Annotated in this window: 13 protein-coding genes, 1 other RNA gene and 1 pseudogene; 4 read left to right on the top strand and 11 right to left on the bottom strand. The window is 47.4% G+C overall.

All coding sequences use genetic code 11. The features are described from left to right. The first annotated feature begins 3 nt into the window (after positions 1 to 3). Both HQ49_RS00880 and ribF read left to right on the top strand, forming a co-directional pair. Positions 4 to 1,299, top strand: a complete 1,296-nt coding sequence (locus HQ49_RS00880) for a murein hydrolase activator EnvC family protein (RefSeq protein WP_039417877.1) — start codon at positions 4 to 6, stop codon at positions 1,297 to 1,299. Further along, positions 1,287 to 2,258, top strand: a complete 972-nt coding sequence (ribF, locus tag HQ49_RS00875) for a riboflavin biosynthesis protein RibF (RefSeq protein ID WP_052073400.1) — start codon at positions 1,287 to 1,289, stop codon at positions 2,256 to 2,258. The genes HQ49_RS00880 and ribF overlap by 13 nt, the downstream gene beginning before the upstream one ends. A gap of 33 nt (positions 2,259 to 2,291) precedes the next feature. Here the strand turns inward: ribF and HQ49_RS00870 are convergent, their stop codons facing one another. The 6 genes from HQ49_RS00870 to proS form a co-directional block, all read right to left on the bottom strand. Then, positions 2,292 to 3,674 carry a YihY/virulence factor BrkB family protein gene (locus tag HQ49_RS00870; protein ID WP_039417971.1) on the bottom strand — a complete coding sequence of 461 codons (1,383 nt, stop codon included), beginning with the start codon at positions 3,672 to 3,674 and terminating at the stop codon, positions 2,292 to 2,294. A gap of 86 nt (positions 3,675 to 3,760) precedes the next feature. Beyond that, an RNA gene (rnpB, locus tag HQ49_RS10305) (RNase P RNA component class A) lies at positions 3,761 to 4,163 on the bottom strand. Positions 4,164 to 4,189: 26 nt separating this feature from the next. Next, positions 4,190 to 5,308 (bottom strand): Mrp/NBP35 family ATP-binding protein, encoded by a 1,119-nt coding sequence (locus tag HQ49_RS00865; RefSeq protein WP_018964614.1) that lies wholly within the window; start codon positions 5,306 to 5,308, stop codon positions 4,190 to 4,192. Between the two features lie 16 nt (positions 5,309 to 5,324). Next, positions 5,325 to 6,095 carry a tRNA (guanosine(46)-N7)-methyltransferase TrmB gene (trmB, locus tag HQ49_RS00860; RefSeq protein WP_039417875.1) on the bottom strand — a complete coding sequence of 257 codons (771 nt, stop codon included), beginning with the start codon at positions 6,093 to 6,095 and terminating at the stop codon, positions 5,325 to 5,327. A gap of 15 nt (positions 6,096 to 6,110) precedes the next feature. Further along, positions 6,111 to 6,440 carry a hypothetical protein gene (locus HQ49_RS00855; RefSeq protein ID WP_018964616.1) on the bottom strand — a complete coding sequence of 110 codons (330 nt, stop codon included), beginning with the start codon at positions 6,438 to 6,440 and terminating at the stop codon, positions 6,111 to 6,113. 56 nt (positions 6,441 to 6,496) lie between these two features. Then, positions 6,497 to 7,978: a proline--tRNA ligase gene (gene proS / locus HQ49_RS00850; protein ID WP_039417874.1), complete on the bottom strand. Its 1,482-nt coding sequence runs from the start codon at positions 7,976 to 7,978 to the stop codon at positions 6,497 to 6,499. A gap of 795 nt (positions 7,979 to 8,773) precedes the next feature. On the opposite strand from proS, the gene HQ49_RS00840 reads away from it, so the two are divergent. Both HQ49_RS00840 and HQ49_RS11070 read left to right on the top strand, forming a co-directional pair. Further along, entirely contained in the window at positions 8,774 to 9,646 is an 873-nt protein-coding gene (locus tag HQ49_RS00840; protein ID WP_039417871.1) for a DUF2971 domain-containing protein, read from the top strand. Positions 9,647 to 10,821: 1,175 nt separating this feature from the next. Further along, positions 10,822 to 10,923, top strand: a pseudogene (locus tag HQ49_RS11070) (IS982 family transposase); the annotation flags it as partial. A 78-nt stretch (positions 10,924 to 11,001) separates the two neighbouring features. Here the strand turns inward: HQ49_RS11070 and HQ49_RS00835 are convergent. The 5 genes from HQ49_RS00835 to HQ49_RS00815 form a co-directional block, all read right to left on the bottom strand. Further along, the gene (locus HQ49_RS00835; RefSeq protein ID WP_018964621.1) at positions 11,002 to 11,847 is read right to left on the bottom strand and encodes a 3-hydroxybutyryl-CoA dehydrogenase; all 846 of its coding nucleotides are present in this window, start codon (positions 11,845 to 11,847) and stop codon (positions 11,002 to 11,004) included. Between the two features lie 47 nt (positions 11,848 to 11,894). Beyond that, the gene (locus HQ49_RS00830) at positions 11,895 to 12,665 is read right to left on the bottom strand and encodes an enoyl-CoA hydratase-related protein (protein WP_018964622.1); all 771 of its coding nucleotides are present in this window, start codon (positions 12,663 to 12,665) and stop codon (positions 11,895 to 11,897) included. 111 nt (positions 12,666 to 12,776) lie between these two features. Next, a complete protein-coding gene (locus HQ49_RS00825) occupies positions 12,777 to 13,784 on the bottom strand; it encodes an electron transfer flavoprotein subunit alpha/FixB family protein (protein ID WP_039417870.1) in 1,008 nt (335 codons plus the stop codon). Between the two features lie 13 nt (positions 13,785 to 13,797). Then, on the bottom strand, positions 13,798 to 14,583 hold the full coding sequence (locus HQ49_RS00820; protein ID WP_018964624.1) for an electron transfer flavoprotein subunit beta/FixA family protein: 786 nt from the start codon (positions 14,581 to 14,583) through the stop codon (positions 13,798 to 13,800). Positions 14,584 to 14,597: 14 nt separating this feature from the next. Next, positions 14,598 to 15,737 carry an acyl-CoA dehydrogenase gene (locus HQ49_RS00815; protein WP_026292115.1) on the bottom strand — a complete coding sequence of 380 codons (1,140 nt, stop codon included), beginning with the start codon at positions 15,735 to 15,737 and terminating at the stop codon, positions 14,598 to 14,600. Between the last annotated feature and the right edge of the window lie 33 nt (positions 15,738 to 15,770).

Here is a 15,770-nt window from a genome sequence, read left to right as displayed (position 1 = left end):
CACATGAAGTCTTCAATCCGCTTTTTTCTCTGTAGCACCTTTCTCTTCAGTGCATTTCTCTTGCCTGTTTTCGGACAGAAATCCAAGCAGGTACAGCAACTTGAAAAACAACGAAAAGAAACACTGAAAGCCATCGAAAAAACCGATCGCGAACTGCAAACGACCAAGAAAGACAAGCAAGACAAACAAAAACACCTTAACCTCCTGAACAAACAGGTTGCGCAGCGCAAGCAGGTAGTGCAACTCTTGGATAGCGAGGTAAAAGGGCTACAGTCGGATATAGACTCTATGACAGGTGTATGCCATCGGCTTTCCGTGGAGGAGAAGGCCCGATCCGATGAATATGCCCATGCTCTACAGTCTATGCAAAAGCGGAAACGCTCGTTGGATCGTATTCTTTTCATCTCATCTGCCAAAAGCTTCGATGAGGGAATGCGACGAATGCGTTTTCTGGAGCAATACGCTTCCGCATACAAGCAAGCCTCTGTCCGTCTTCGCGATACACGCAGCAAGCTGGAGTCCGAACGTGCGACCGTAGAAGAGGCCAAGAAGGAAAAAGGACGTCTCTTGGTGATCAGAGAAGAGGAAAAAAAGAAGCTCGAAGGACAGCAAGCAGAGCAACGCCGGCAGGTGCAGGCCTTGGGTGCCAAACAAAAAGATTTGGAATCCCGGCTAAGAAAGCAAAAGAAGCAGGCTGAAGCTCTGAACAGGAAGATCGAGAAACAGATTGCTAAGGAGATAGAAGCTGCCGAACGCCGTGCACGTGAGGAGCGTGAGCGATTGGCTCGCGAAGCCAAAGCCAAGGGTAAGCCAGTTCCAGCCGAACCGGAACGAAAGGCTGAAACCAAAGGCGGCTATGCCATGGATGCCTCCGAACGCGCGCTCTCAGGCAGCTTTGCTCAGAACAAAGGTCGCCTGCCCGGCCCCGTTCGCGGTAAATACCGAATCGTAAGCGACTTCGGAGTGCATCAGCACAGCGAACTGAAAAAAGTTCAGGTTAATAACGGCGGTATTGACATCGCTGTAGCAACAGGATCCGATGCCACCAGCGTATTCGATGGTGTGGTATCCAGCGTATTCGTGATACCCGGTTATAATTCGGCAGTAATGGTACGTCATGGTAACTATATCACGGTTTATGCCAATCTGAGTAAAGTATACGTAAGTGCCGGCACTCGCGTAAAAACGGGTCAGGCTCTCGGACGTGCCTATACAGATCCCTCCAACAACCAGACTATTATCCACTTCGAAATCTGGAAAGAACGCAGCAAACAAAACCCAAGACTATGGTTACGATAGCTATTCCCAACGACTATAATGCCCCATTACGAGATCTTCCTTGGATCCCGAAAGTAGCTGCTACGATCGGCACATTCGATGGTGTACACTTCGGGCATCGCTTTCTTCTCGATCAGCTCAAAAAGATGGCGACAGAGAAGCATCTGCCTACTATGGTAATAACCTTCGATGTCCCCCCCATATCAGTGGTTCGCCCGGGAACTCCCTACCAGAAGCTGACGACAATAGGCGAAAAACTCCTCAGACTCGAAGCGGAAGGAGTGGACTATACGGTGGTACTGCCTTTTACACCCGAATTAGTGGCGATGACAGCCGACACTTTCATTACAACTGTCCTGCACAAACGACTCCATGTAAAAGCCCTGCTCGTCGGCTATGACCACCGATTCGGACATGGACGCATATCCGGTCTGGAAGAATACAAGCGGATAGCTACACCATTGGGCATTACGGTAAAGAAGGCTTCACAGGCCCAGATAGGTGGAGTGCCGGCCAGTTCGAGTGCCGTGCGCCAAGCCCTGATGGACAATAATCTTGCTTTGGCCAATCAGCTATTGGGATATGACTACATACTGACAGGGAAAGTGGAGCATGGCTTTAGGATCGGGCGCGAACTGGGCTTTCCGACGGCTAATCTGACCGTAAGCGACAGCCACAAGCTGATCCCCTGCGATGGGGTCTATGCCGTCAGAGCCATTGTAAGCGGTGAGCGATACAATGGTATGCTGTATATAGGCCGCAGGCCTACGCTAAACAACGGCGACCAGCGAACGATCGAAGTCAATCTCTTCGACTTTGATAAAACCATCTACGGCTCCCAGATTCGAGTGGAGTTCGTGACCTTCATCAGAGGAGATATGAAGCTCGATAGCCTGGAAGCTCTTCGCCAACAAATACAAGCCGACTACGGCCGGATCTCAGCTCTCTTCGAGTCCGAGCAATCCGAGTACTCTGAGTAATCAGAATACTCTGAGTACTCAGAGAATAAGCTCCTACAAATTCTTTAGTAGCGTGTCCGCAGGGGGGATGTGCAGGCTCTGACGGGAATCTTCTACCGCTTGCCATTCGGGCGCGAACCGAACCTTATTGTCTACCTTGAAGTGTTCGCTCCCATGGCGATCTATACGATCGAGGATGAAGCCCACAGTTATCTTTTCCGGATCCACCGCCGGACTAAAGAACTCCGCCTTGGGGTCGTGCATATAATTCACCTCCATTATAGCTCCGATGGAGAGCAAGCGGTGTATGGCTTCGGATACAAGCCGAATCGGGGCCTTGCTCTCTTCTGCAAGCGAGTCCGCAGTATGGGGGCGGCGCTCGTCCGACAAGAATCGCTTCACGATCAGTGTAGCTACGACGATAGTCAGGAAGTCGATGTAGCGGCGTGAAACATTGGTCGTATCCCGCTCAAAAGCAAATTTCCGAACATTCTGAATAGAGAAGCTGAGCTGTGCACCAAACAAAACAATGGTCCAAGAGAGCTGTATCCAAAGAAGCAAAAGAGGTACTGCTGCGAAGCTACCGTATATGGCATTATACTTCGAGATCCAAAGGATACCGCTGATATAAAGAGCTTGGAATATCTGGAAAACGATACCGGCCAGCACTCCCGAAATAAATGCCGGCCAAAACCGGACGTTCACTGTGGGTAATACGATATACGTACCGGTAAAAAGTAGAACGATAATCACGTAAGGTATCAAATTCAGGATCAACTCCAGCATAGGGCCGAATAGGATGTATTCGCTGAAGTATGTTCCCTTGATTGTAGTCATCATTAGAGTAAGACCACTGGATGCCGTGATCAGGATTGGCAACAGGAAAAAAGCTCCCATATAATCGATTACCCTTCGCTTCCATGTACGTCTTTTATTGGTTTGCCAAATATCGGTAAAGGTATCTTCCACTGTGGCTATCAATGAAAAGACGGTGTAGAGCAGCACGATAAGACCTATACCGACGAAGACGCCACCTTGCACTTGCGCCAGATAGTTGTCCACATAACCCAAAGCCTGATCCAATTCCTGTCCATGACCGGGCAGATATTCTTTGAGCCAATCATGTACTACCTGCTGAATGCCAAAACCCTTGGCAATACCGATCAGGACAGCAAGCATCGGGACGATAGAAAGAATCGTACGATAGGTGAGAGCAGACGCCTGTGTAGCCAGATCATTCTGGATAAAGTAACGAACTGTGAGGAAAACGGATTTGAAAGAATTGATCATCAAGCGACTTGGCCCCGATACCTCTTCGTCCGTAATGCGCCACATATCTCTGGTGACAAAAAGAATCATTCGGTTTATCCGGATAGACCACCGCTTGAAAAATCCCTTATCGTTCTTTTTCTCTTTTTCGTCAATGCTCTCTTTCATAATAAATAACGGGTTGAATCCATTCTTGGTAAATCCATACTGGTAGGCCGAATCTTCCGATTCGGTGCCGGCTTGGAAGAGAGAGAAAAAGCAGCAGATCTGTAAGCCGGGTTCTGTACTCACGGCCACACGTAGCCGGAGTGTCTGTCATTTATCTTGGCCGTGCGTCACCGCACGGCTCCAGCGATCTACCCCCCGGCATCGGGCGAGCTACCCTACATGCGCCGGTATACATGATCTTACAACCCGTCAGACGTACGGCATGCAGCGTCACCGCTGCACCCGGTGGGCTCTTACCCCAACCTTCTCACCCTTACCCTCTCTGCCCAGTCGGTGCCGAAGCACAAACCGATAGCAGAAAGATGGCGGTCATTCTCTTCTACGTACCTCTACCCTCACGAGTAGCTTCCTGTTAGGAAGGACGGTGCTCTGCGTTGCCCGGACGTTCCTCCCACTCTCGAAAGAGTGAGCGACAGACCGATCTGCTGCTTATCTTTTCTTTCGTCTTCTATATCTTATCTGTGTGCCACCTCTACGACCTTAGTCGGATCGAGATGTTCATTGCGATAGTGCACTTGCTCCACCACTCGGGCAGCCAATTCGCGGAAAGCGATTCCCGTCATCGAATCGTCCCGAACAGCAACGGGTATACCTTCGTCTCCACTTTGGCATATACCCTGCACCAGCGGAATCTGTCCGAGCAAAGGAATGTTCAGCTCCTCAGCCAAATTCTTACCGCCATCACGCCCGAAGATGTAGTATCTGTTCTGTGGCAGTTCGGCCGGTGTGAACCACGACATGTTTTCCACCAAACCGAGTACCGGCACATTGATCTTCTCTCCCACAAACATACTGATTCCTTTCCGAGCATCTGCCAAGGCTACGTCCTGCGGTGTCGTCACGACAACGGCTCCGGTAATAGCCAGTGTCTGCACCAGTGTCAGGTGTATGTCGCTCGTCCCCGGGGGCATGTCAATGAGGAAGTAGTCCAATTCACCCCAATTAGCGTCGCGGATAAGCTGCGTCAGGGCATTGCCTGCCATACTTCCGCGCCAGAGAACAGCATCGTTCGGATCCACGAAGAATCCGATAGAGAGGATCTTCACGCCCATCACCTCTTCGGGAACGATCAATTCGCGCCCATCCACTTCTTCGAGTACGGGACGTGCCTCTTCGCAATGGAACATCTTAGGCATAGACGGGCCGAATATGTCGGCATCCAAAAGTCCTACCCGATAGCCGGCTTTGGCCAGAGAGACGGCCAGATTAGCCGTAACGGTACTCTTTCCGACACCGCCTTTGCCCGAAAATACGGCAATGATGTTCTTCACCCCGGGCAGAAGTTTGGCCGGAGGAGCAGGTATTGCCTGTTTGCTCTTGACAGAGATATTGCCTTTGATGTCGACGTCTTCGCTGATATACGTCAGGATGGCTGACTCAGCAGCTTTGACCACGGATTTGATGAATGGATCGTTCGCTTTGTCGAATATGAGCGAAAACGATACCTTATTGCCATCGATCCTTATATCGTCCTCGACCATTCCGGCCGAAACCAAATCTTTTCCTGTCCCCGGATAGCGAACTTTGCCAAGGGCTTCGAGGATAAGATTGGGATATAATGTTACGTATGCCATATTCTGAATAGGTTATTTATTCGGAAGGAACTGCCTGACTTCTTCTGGAGCGATTGTAACTGCGGTAGCTGTCAGGTTCGATTTCAATATCGGGTTCCCGATACTCGCAGAGAGGCTCTCCCAAGCCAAAGCTGATGTACTTGATCGTCAGACCTCGTTCCAGCCACTGTTGTTCGTAATAAGTTCGGATGCCGAGGATTTCATTCTCTACGCATCCTTTGCCGTACAGATCATCCGTTATCTCGTGTACGGGCAGGTCGTTGAGCTCTACCAACGCCTTCGTATAGGTATAGAGGAAAGGACTATCCGTTTTCAGATGGATACGCCCCCCCTTTTCGAGTACCTTGTCATAGAGCGAGAGGAACCGCGTTCCGGTCAGTCGCTTGCCTACTTTCTTCATCTGCGGATCAGGGAAGGTGATCCATATTTCGGCCACCTCTTCCTCGGCAAAGAACCGATCCAAAAGCTCTATATCCGTCCGAAGGAAAGCTACGTTGGGCATCCCTTCTTGAAGAGACTCTTTGGCACCGGCCCACATGCGGGCACCTTTGATGTCGATGCCGATAAAGTTTTTCTCCGCATACCGTTTGCCCAGACCTACCGTATATTCTCCTCTACCGCAGCCCAGCTCCAAGACAATAGGGTGATCGTTGTGGAAAAAATCCGTGTGCCAACGCCCTTTTAGCGGAAAACCACCCTCCTGTTGCTGCAAGACGGCAAAAGGATACTGGAAGACGTGAGGGAACGTCTCCATGTCGGCAAATTTGGCCAGCTTGTTCTTACTCATGCCCAATGTAGAGTATCAGTCCTCTTCGAAGAGATTGATACTCTCGCAGTATTCGAGTTCGCCCTGTACGACAAAGCGTATCTCATCGGCAGAGAAGTGGCCTACCTCATCCCGTGCGGCATTCTTGACAACGTACTCCACGAGTTCGTCTTCGTCCACCTCCACTGTTTCCTCGCTGTCCTCGGCCATATCCATGAAGCCGCGACTCTCGTAGAAATCGTAAATCAGATCGACGATGTAAACAATGTCATCATCGGTCAGTTTCTCTTTCAATTCCTGTGGAATGAAATTGCGAATAAAAGCCACGGATGCCGCATCGTCGTACATTTGGATTTCTTCTGCCATAGGTATTTCTGTTTTTTAGTGGATTCTTTGTTTACTGATGTCCGGCCCCTGACGGATCAATAGGCACGGGCGAAGAGCACACGCTGGGGCGAGGGCTTACCCGTCACCATACATTTGCCCGGAGTCATGTCCCCATCCATCGGGATGCAGCGAATGGTAGCTTTCGTTTCGGCTTTGATTCGTTCTTCCGTTTCGGAGGTCCCATCCCAGTGAGCAAGGATAAATCCGCCATCTTCGATCTTTTCTTTGAACTCTTCGTAGCTGTCCACCGTGATTGTATTTTCTTTGCGATAGTTCAGAGCCTTTTGGAAGATATTTTTCTGAATATCATCGAGTAGGGTAGCGACTGTTTCTTCTATACCATCCAGTCCGACTGTCTCCTTCGTCAGAGTATCGCGACGGGCTATTTCGATCGTGTTGTTTTCCAAGTCGCGTGCCCCCATAGCCAAGCGAACGGGTACGCCTTTCAGCTCGTATTCGGCAAACTTCCACCCCGGCTTCTTATTGTCGCTGTTGTCGTATTTCACCGATATGCCTTTGGCTCGCAGAGTCTGAATAATCTGATGGGCCTTCTCGTCGATCTGAGCCAACTGCTCCTCATTGCGGTATATCGGTACGATAACCACCTGATAAGGTGCCAATTTCGGAGGAAGTACCAAACCGTTGTCGTCCGAATGGGACATGATAAGAGCACCCATCAGACGGGTAGATACGCCCCATGACGTAGCCCAGACGAAATCGCGATTGCCATCCTTATCGGCAAAAGTCACATTGAAAGCCTTGGCAAAATTCTGCCCGAGGAAGTGGGATGTACCACTCTGCAATGCCTTGCCATCTTGCATCAACGCCTCTATCGTATAGGTGTCCACAGCACCGGCAAAGCGTTCGTTGGCGGATTTCACACCCTTGACTACGGGCATGGCCATGTATTCTTCGGCAAAAGTGGCATAAACTTCCAGCATCCGTCTGGCTTCTTCTTCGGCTTCCTCTTTTGTAGCATGAGCCGTATGACCTTCCTGCCAAAGGAATTCGGCAGTCCGGAGGAAAAGGCGTGTACGCATTTCCCATCGAACCACATTGGCCCACTGATTGCAGAGGATGGGCAGATCGCGGTGGCTTTGTATCCAGTTCTTATATGTATTCCAAATGATGGTCTCCGATGTCGGACGAACGATCAGCTCCTCTTCCAACTTGGCCTGCGGATCCACTACTACGCCGTCTCCATCGGGATTGGCTTTGAGTCGATAGTGAGTTACCACGGCGCATTCCTTGGCAAAGCCTTCCACATGTTCTGCTTCACGGCTCAGGAAGCTCTTCGGGATGAAAAGTGGGAAGTAGGCATTGACGTGTCCCGTTTCTTTGAACATATCGTCCAACTGCCTTTGCATTTTCTCCCATATAGCATAGCCATAAGGCTTGATAACCATACAGCCACGTACGGCCGAATTTTCTGCCAGATCGGCTTTGATAACCAAGTCTTGATACCACTGCGAATAGCTTTCGCTCCGCGATGTCAGCTCTTTCAGTTCTTTTGCCATTTTTTCAATGATAGTATCTATGTCCTTCTATTCAGATATTTTTCAGTGTCGCAAAGGTAGTAATATCACGGCAGAAAACCCCGTGAAACGAAGTGCGGATTACGAAAAGGATACTTGCAACTATTAGAGGAAAGGGTATTAGGAAGAGGATTGAAGGTAAGTATATGGAAATGAGGGAGATTTGCGCCATCATCTCTATGGTTTGCATAGAGGGGTAATCTGTCTTGTCTTCCAAAATATCCCTAAATGCGATAGGGTGTTTGTCGTCATTTACAATGAATAAATCAAATCGGACAGCGGCGGAGAAGACTCTCACAAAAACATCTAAGCTTTTTGCAGAAAGCAATAAAGCTTTTGCCCGAAAGCTTAGGGGCTTTGAGAGACAAAGTGATATTCATGGAAGAAGATAAGATATTCTGGTCTTTATCAGCAATAACGCTAGAAAATATACCTAATAATATCGCTAATATGATTTAGTGAAAAAATAACAATCCGAATTTTGTGTTTGGTTCTACAAGACTCAAATCCATCGTTGAAGAACAAAAAGAGAATGCTATGATTAGTTGTACCCCAAAGAAGAAAATCACGCAAAACGCTTACTTTCCCTCGCAAATGTGTATCATTGCAAGCGATAATAGTGAGCATTCTTTGGTTATTCAACTGTTATTGATACACTAGAATTTGTGTCTTCCGGCAATACCGCTCCTAATATGGTTAAGCGACTTGTAAATCAAGGTGACAAAGCTGTACACATTGAGAATAAGGAACTATCTAAATTAATTAAGGTTAATCATAATGTTACTCACCGAACTACCATGGTATCTCTATGGACAAGAAGAGTTACCGCATAAGGCTGATGGGACATTGTTTCATTACACTAATTTGGACTCTTTTAAGAAGATAATGGAGGATTTGACTCTAAAGCCATCTTCTTTTGCAAGACTCAACGATATGAATGAGGGTAATGTGCATAATATGTGTCTGAGCCACAACTTCATGGTAATGTACGATGCAGAAAAGTACATCAAGGAGAAGTGCCATATCATCAGCTTCTCTCAGAACTATGACATTCAAGGTTATGGAGTAGAAGGTACTAATCATCCTGCTATGTGGGCTCACTATGCTGATAATTCAAACGGAGTTTGTATAGTGATAGACAAAGATGCTTTCATTGCTAAGAATAATCATGTCTTGTCCCAATACTTTTACAAATTTGAAGATGTGGTGTATAGCCTGTTCAATACCCCCAATTATAAAGACATCAATTACGAGGCCGAGACTCCAGAGGAGTTTATAAAAAATAATTGGAAGTCATTGTTCTTCTTGAAACATAAGGATTGGGCTAACGAGGATGAACATAGACTATTTATCATGGACTACGATGGTAAGTTGAGCATTGATGGCTGCATCAAGTATATAGTCTTAGGAAGGAAGGTTTTTGGGGATAATGCAAGAATCAAAGAAATACTTGATATTATTGTAAATCCAGAGTCTGTATGTTATCGTAAATTTGTGCCGCATTCTTTTGCTACAACTAGTTACAATACCCATGGGTATTACACATATGAAATAGCATTCAAAATACGCGAAACTGTAAGAATGAACAAATCCAATCCTTTATATGCTGATTATGAGAAATGGCTCATTGAGGAACAAGGATATGAATAAATACGTAGCAAAAGTTAAAGACTAAATAGGACTAAATGTGAAATCGACAGAATGACCATACATATAAATATGTAGAAAACAAATTCACTCTTTCCAAGAAGAAAATCACGCAAGATCTCGCTCACTTTCCCTCGCAAATCAGCACCTTTGCATGTGATAAAAGTGAGCGTTCTTTGGTTATTCAAAACAATGTGACTCAAAGCACTCTGTTCATTTCTAAATCGTTACCTATCCTTCCAACTTGAAATGGTAACACTCTGTTTTTCAGTAAAATAGTTCGCAATCGAAAAATTTAGCAAATCTTTTTTCTGTGGGCAGGTGTTTTCCCGATGGTATGGGTTGGATTACGATTCATCCGAATTGCCCCTTTTTGCTATATTTGCCTGCTCGAAAAGAATCCCAAAGAGGGTAAACCACTGTGTATTAGAGATATTACTGCTTGCATAAAACTACGTTAATAAACTATCTGATGAGAATAATCCTGTACTCCGATTCCCGACCTATCTGCTGTACTACGGGGTGTATGACTCCTACGCCCGTATCCTGTTTATACCCCTATCATGATCATATCGGACTAAAGGAAAGCATGCAGCAATGAGGACAGGAGTGGAATAGCGCTTCAATACCGTTTCACCAAAAAGATAAGGCACCCGCACGGTTCGGCCACGAATCGTGCGGGTGCCTCTGTTTTATAGCCTCTTGAAAAGGCCTTTTTCAGCCTGCGATTTATATAGAAATGAGTTTCGATCTATATATAAATTGAAAACGATTTATATACAAATCGAAAACGATCTATATATTTATCGTAAATGGTTTGTATATAGATCGTTATCCGATCTGCCGGAAGTCATGTTTTGATCCGAAAAAGTTCGTTTTATCACCTTTTTAGCCTCAATATCTACTCCCTTTTACCTGCTTATTTGGAATCATTCCAAACTCCTCTTCGTTGTTGAAAACTTTTTTGGCGCATGTTTTTTGAGTCGGTAATTGTCATACCAAGCAAGGAGGTCAAGAATTGGCGAAGTGTCATATTCCACATATCTGCGACTGTTAATTTGTTTTTTGATTAGTGGTAAACGCCCAAATAACGTGGGCATTATGCTGAAAAAATAGCAGAGTTATTTGCATCTTATCAGTTGATAATCAATAAGATATAAACAAACAAAATCCACTTTATGAAGACAAATATGGTTGATGTTTTTTATGTCGTAAATGATTTCTCCAAACATTTTGATGAAACAATCAAGGAAAAGGCCCTCGAAGAGAAGGACAAAAAAGAATGAGGGTGTGCTGAAAAAGCAAATTCAGCACACCCTCGATTATTTTCGGACAAATCCGATAGGTAAAAAAACGACTTATTTGCTGTAGTCGTAGAAGCCTTTGCCGGTCTTGCGGCCGAGTTGTCCTGCACGTACCATCTTGCGAAGCAAAGGATGAGGACGATATTTGGCATCACCGAATTCGGTGAACAGCACCTCCATGATAGCCAGACAGACATCCAAACCGATAAAATCGCCCAAAGCCAAAGGCCCCATCGGGTGATTGGCACCGAGCATCATGGCCTGATCTATTTCCTCTATGCTGGCCACACCGTCGGCATAGGCTCCGATACCTTCGTTGATCATCGGTATGAGAAGACGGTTTACGACGAAACCCGGAGCTTCGTTCACGCGTACAGCTGTTTTCTTGAGCTTTTCACACAAGTCCAGTACCTGCTTCATCACTTCGTCCGAAGTTTGCTGGGCACTGATAACTTCTACCAGTTTCATCACGGGAACGGGGTTGAAGAAGTGCATTCCGATCACACGAGATGGGGTAGGGAGTTCGGTTGCCAAAGCTGTGATGCTCAATGAAGATGTATTGGTAGCGATGATACATTGCTCGCTTACCACTTCCGCCACAGCACTGAGGGCCTGTTTCTTTATTTCCATCTCTTCGGCAATCGCTTCGATCACGACATCGGCATCTTTCAGGTCATTGAAGTCCATCGTCGTACGGATGCGAGCCACAATGGCTTGCTGCTCATCGGCAGACATCTTGCCCTTTTCAACCAGACGGTTGAGATTTTTTTCGATTCCTTTGAGCGATTTGTTGATAGAAGTCTCGCTTCGCCCTTTCATCAGGACATCCAGACCGTTTTGGGCGATACATTGAACGATACCACTGCCCATGGCTCCGGTACCTACTACTGCTATTTTCATTTTGTTGGAGATTAAAAGTGTATGTGAATAACTGTTCTTTTTGGCTCTCAGCTGAAAGCCGGTTTACGTTTTTCGAGGAAAGCTGCCATGCCTTCCTTCTGGTCGGCTGTGGCAAAGCACAGACCGAAGAGGTTCTGTTCCAAGGCAATACCTTCGGCAATATGCATCTGCGTACCACGATTGATAGCCTCCTTGGACGCTGATACGGCAGAAGCCGAACGCGATGCAATGAGTTGAGCCGTTTCCATCGTGGCAGGTAATAATTCCTCCGGAGTTGTTACTCGATTGACAAGACCGATACGAAGTGCTTCTTCTGCATCGATGATACGACCCGTGTAGATGAGTTCTTTGGCTATACCCGGAGCGACAAGGCGTGGCAATCGCTGTGTGCCGGAGAATCCGGGGGTGATGCCCAATCCGACTTCGGGCTGACCAAACTTGGCTTTAGCCGAAGCTATGCGGATGTCACAAGCCATGGCCAATTCGCATCCACCTCCCAATGCAAAGCCATTGATAGCTGCAATAACGGGGAAAGGCAATTCTTCTATACTTCGGAATACTTCTGCTCCAAGCCCTCCAAAGGCTTTTCCCTCGGCTGCACTCAGATGTTGCATCTCGGCTATGTCTGCTCCTGCGACAAATGCTTTGCCACTTCCGGTAATGATCAGCACTCGGGGCTTTTCTGTAGCGATAACGGCAATGGCCGATTTCAATTCGGAAAGGACTTCAGAGGAGAGGGCGTTCAGTGTCTCCGGTTTGTTGATGGTCAGCGTCGTGATGCCATCTTGCGACTGGATAATCAGATTGTGAAATTCCATAACTCTCTTCGATGAATGAAAAAGGAGCCGAATGAATGCGACGAGCTACAAAAGCCCTTCGCCTCATCGGCTCCTTTGCAAGGTTTGTTATACTAAGATTCTCTCAGACTCTTACTTGTCCTGCATGGCAGAACGTAGCTTGGCCGTCAGAATGGGTACAATCTTGTGCAAGTCGCCGACTACACCGAGATCGGCTACCTGGAAGATGGGAGCGAATTTGTCCTTGTTGATGGCAATGATATAATCGCTCTCCTCCATACCGGCCAAGTGCTGGATAGCACCTGAGATACCAATGGCCATATAGATATCGGGGCGAACGGTCTTACCCGTTTGTCCTACCTGACGTTCGTGACCGATAAGACCGGCATCGACCATAGCACGAGAAGAAGAAACTTCTGCATGGATCTGCTGGGCCAGTTCGGCCAGCTTGCTGAAGCCATCTTGTGAACCAACGCCACGACCACCACTGACAAGGATGTGAGCTTCCGTGATGTCCACCATATTCTTGTCTTCACGCTCTTTCTTGATCAGGCGAACACGGAACTTGGCTGAGTCAAACGTGATAGTTACGTTTTCAACCGTACCCTTACGGTTGTAGTCCATAGCCTTACGACGCATAACGCCGGGACGAACAGTAGACATCTGAGGACGATGTACCTTACTGATAATCGTAGCCATAAGGTTACCACCGAAAGCCGGACGTGTCATCAGCAGATTGCGCTCGTCACCGATCTCAAGCGATGTGCAGTCTGCTGTAAGACCTGTACGCAAGCGAGAAGAAAGACGGGGGCCGAGGTCGCGACCGATAGTCGTAGCACCGAGGAGTACGATCTCAGGCTTCTTGTCCTGAAGAATCTGGGTAATGGCCTGAGCATAAGGCTCGGTAAGGTAGTTCTCGAGCTTCTCATCGTCTACGACAAGCACCGTATCGGCACCGGCAGCGATAAGTTCCTTAGGCAAGTCAGCAACCTTGTAGCCGCAAAGAATTGCCGTTACTTTTTCTCCGATGGTGTCTGCCAGTTCACGAGCCTTTCCGATGAGTTCGAAGGCTACGTTCTGAATCACTCCTTCGCGTTGTTCTGCGAAGACGAAAACACCTTTATATAATTCCTTATCCATAGTTGCTTGTTGTTCAGATGATGAATTTCTCTTTCAGTTTGTTGAAGATAATGTCAGCAGCTTCTTCGGGAGTGATATCTTCATGCAGTGCTCCCATGGCCTTGGCTCCCTTGGTGAATGACTTCTTCACGCTCGTGGGAGAACCGGCCAAACCGATTCTTTCCGGATCGACATCAATGTCGCTTGCTCCCCAGCATTCAATGGGTCTGTCGAAGGTTTCCATAATGCCACGAACGCGCATGTAGCGAGGCTTATTAGCCGTAGCCAACAAGGTAAGCATACAAGGAAGCTCTACTTCCAAAATCTCATGTCCTTCTTCCGTGCTCTTGCGAACAGTCAGAGTTTGCTTGCCATCGAATGTGGCTTCTTCCACGTATGTGATCTGTGGGAGATCAAGCTGCTCGGCAATCTGAGGTCCTACCTGAGCCGTATCACCGTCAATAGCTTGACGACCGGCGATAATGAGATCGTGGTCGATCTTTCTCAAAGCTTGAGAGAGGGTGTAGCTCGTGGCCAATGTGTCGGCTCCACCGAACTTACGATCGCTGACAAGGATGGCATGATCTGCACCCATGGCATATGCTTCGCGCAGGATAGCTTCTGCCTGTGGCGGTCCCATCGTGATCACAGTTACGTGTGCATTGTGGGTGTCCTTGAAGCGAAGAGCTTGTTCCAAAGCTCCCTTGTCATCGGGGTTCATGATACTGGGCACACCGTCACGAATGAGCGTGCCTTTTACAGGATCCAATTTGATTTCGGTAGTATCGGGTACCTGTTTGATACAAACAACGATATTCATAGTCTAATGCTTGATTATTTTAATAAGTTGGATGCGATTACCAAGCGTTGAACTTCGCTGGTACCTTCGTAAATCTCAGTGATCTTAGCATCGCGCATCATACGCTCTACCGGATACTCACGAGTATAGCCATATCCTCCGTGGAACTGAACCGCTTTCGTAGTCATATCCATAGCCGTTTCTGCGCAGTAGAGTTTGGCCTGAGCCGATTCCATCGTATAAGGCATCTTCATATCCTTCTTCCAGCTTGCCAAACGAACCAACAAACGAGATGCCTGAATGCGGCATTGCAGGTCGGCAAGTTGGAATTGTGTGTTCTGGAATTGAGCGATGCTGCGACCGAATTGCTTACGCTCTTTGGTGTACTTCACCGTCTCGTCCATGGCTCCCTGTGCAATACCGAGGGCCTGAGATGCGATACCGATACGTCCGCCATCAAGGGTTTTCATGGCGATTTTGAAGCCACCGCCTACGCGACCGAGAAGATTCTCTTTGGGGACGATGCAGTTTTCAAAAATAAGTTCGCATGTAGCCGAACCACGGATACCCATCTTCAGCTCTTTCTTTCCTATAGAGAAGCCGGGAGTTCCTTTTTCAACAATGAATGCTGTGATACCACGTGTGCCCTGGCTCTTGTCTGTCATGGCAAATACCACATATACGTGAGCATATTCGGCATTGGTGATAAAAATCTTGTTACCGTTAAGTATGAAATGATCTTCCTTCTCTTCAGCAAAAGTTTGCTGAGCAGCAGCATCCGTACCTGCATTGGGTTCGGTAAGTCCAAATGCACCGATCCATTCGCCGGAACAGAGTTTCGGCAAATACTTCATCTTTTGTTCTTCTGTTCCATTTTCGTAGATGGGAGCTGCGCACAAAGATGTGTGTGCAGAAAGAACCACGCCAGTGGTAGCACATACACGGCTTAGTTCCTCCACTGCCATCGAATACATTACGTTTGTACCGCCGGCACCACCGTACTCAACGGGGAAAGGGATGCCCATCAGTCCGATTTCGCCCATCTTCTTTACTGTTTCGATGGGGAAACGTTCCTGCTCGTCAATTTCTGCCGCCAGAGGTTTTACTTCTTTCTCGGCGAAACTGCGGATCATCTCAAGAAACAATTGTTCTTGGGGTGTCTGAGAAAAGTTCATAATTCTTGAAGTTTATTTGGTTTGTAGTGATAC

It is taken from the genome of Porphyromonas gulae (genome assembly GCF_000765945.1).
In the GTDB taxonomy this organism is placed as follows: domain Bacteria; phylum Bacteroidota; class Bacteroidia; order Bacteroidales; family Porphyromonadaceae; genus Porphyromonas; species Porphyromonas gulae.
Note: the sequence above shows the minus strand (reverse complement) of the source record. Positions and strands in the feature narration are given on the sequence as shown.

Coding starts and splice junctions, on each gene's coding strand:
- HQ49_RS00880 (WP_039417877.1), top strand. CDS start 4: ATGAAGTCTTCAATCCGCTTTTTTCTCTGTAGCACCTTTCTCTTCAGT.
- ribF (WP_052073400.1), top strand. CDS start 1,287: ATGGTTACGATAGCTATTCCCAACGACTATAATGCCCCATTACGAGAT.
- HQ49_RS00870 (WP_039417971.1), bottom strand. CDS start 3,674: ATGAAAGAGAGCATTGACGAAAAAGAGAAAAAGAACGATAAGGGATTT.
- HQ49_RS00865 (WP_018964614.1), bottom strand. CDS start 5,308: ATGGCATACGTAACATTATATCCCAATCTTATCCTCGAAGCCCTTGGC.
- trmB (WP_039417875.1), bottom strand. CDS start 6,095: ATGAGTAAGAACAAGCTGGCCAAATTTGCCGACATGGAGACGTTCCCT.
- HQ49_RS00855 (WP_018964616.1), bottom strand. CDS start 6,440: ATGGCAGAAGAAATCCAAATGTACGACGATGCGGCATCCGTGGCTTTT.
- proS (WP_039417874.1), bottom strand. CDS start 7,978: ATGGCAAAAGAACTGAAAGAGCTGACATCGCGGAGCGAAAGCTATTCG.
- HQ49_RS00840 (WP_039417871.1), top strand. CDS start 8,774: ATGTTACTCACCGAACTACCATGGTATCTCTATGGACAAGAAGAGTTA.
- HQ49_RS00835 (WP_018964621.1), bottom strand. CDS start 11,847: ATGAAAATAGCAGTAGTAGGTACCGGAGCCATGGGCAGTGGTATCGTT.
- HQ49_RS00830 (WP_018964622.1), bottom strand. CDS start 12,665: ATGGAATTTCACAATCTGATTATCCAGTCGCAAGATGGCATCACGACG.
- HQ49_RS00825 (WP_039417870.1), bottom strand. CDS start 13,784: ATGGATAAGGAATTATATAAAGGTGTTTTCGTCTTCGCAGAACAACGC.
- HQ49_RS00820 (WP_018964624.1), bottom strand. CDS start 14,583: ATGAATATCGTTGTTTGTATCAAACAGGTACCCGATACTACCGAAATC.
- HQ49_RS00815 (WP_026292115.1), bottom strand. CDS start 15,737: ATGAACTTTTCTCAGACACCCCAAGAACAATTGTTTCTTGAGATGATC.